This window comes from Rhodococcus phenolicus (assembly GCF_001646785.1).
Lineage (GTDB): Bacteria > Actinomycetota > Actinomycetes > Mycobacteriales > Mycobacteriaceae > Rhodococcus > Rhodococcus phenolicus.
In genome coordinates, this window is record NZ_LRRH01000126.1 from 1 (window position 1) to 881 (window position 881).

Here is an 881-nt window from a genome sequence, read left to right on the forward strand (position 1 = left end):
CCGGGCGCCACCCAGCGTGACGCGGAGAAGGTCGTCGCTCAGCTCGACACGATCTCCACCGCTCTCGACACCGAGGTGTCCCAGTCCGTGAAGGCAGTGTCGGCGTTGATGTCGACTGGCCTCGCCGCATCGGCGGAAGAGGCTGCGGACATGATCGCCAACGCCGTCGGCGGTTCGGCGAACAAGGACGAAGACCTCCTCGAGGTGATCTGGGAGTACGCGGCCGGGTGGAAGAACGCCGGGATCGAGGCCCAGACGGCACTCGCCTTGATCGAGCAGTCCACCGATTCGGGGGCCTGGAACGCCGACGTGGCCTCCGATGCTCTCCGCGAATTCGGACGCCGCATCTCCGAAGAGGGCGACGCGATGATCGAGGGAATGGACAGCATCGGCCTCAGTGGGCAGGAGATGTTCGACGACTTCGTGGCGGGCGGAGATCGGAGTAATCAGGCGTTTGACAAGCTGTTCGACAAGATCCGCAGCATCGAGGACCCTGTCCTTCGGAACGAGGCGATCCTCGCCGTCCTCGGTGACACCGCGGGCGACTTCTTCGACGTGTTCGCATCCTGGGATCCTTCCGAGGCGCTGAAGAACTTCGGCGAGTTCGAGGGCGCGGCGGGTCGCCTGGCTGCCACGATGGGCGGCAACGCAGCAACCTCTGTTGAGGGCGCGATGCGGTCTATCTCGGTCGTCGCGGACGGGCTCAAGGCGGCCCTTGCGGAAGCGTTTGGGCCCTACATTGCTGAGTGGGCCGACCAGATCTCGAACAACCGGGCCGGGGTCATCCAGTTCTTCATCGACGTTGGCAACGCCGCGTTCGACGGTGCTGAGGCGGTCCTGCAGTTCGTCGCGAACGGCATGCGCGGATTCGGCGAGTTCGC

The 881-nt window shown here is 65.2% G+C and carries 1 protein-coding gene; it reads left to right on the forward strand.

Annotated elements, in window-relative coordinates:
* Positions 1-51 precede the first annotated feature (51 nt).
* The coding region (locus A8G15_RS26320; protein WP_245688012.1) for a phage tail tape measure protein at positions 52-881 on the forward strand (830 nt) is incomplete at its 3' end.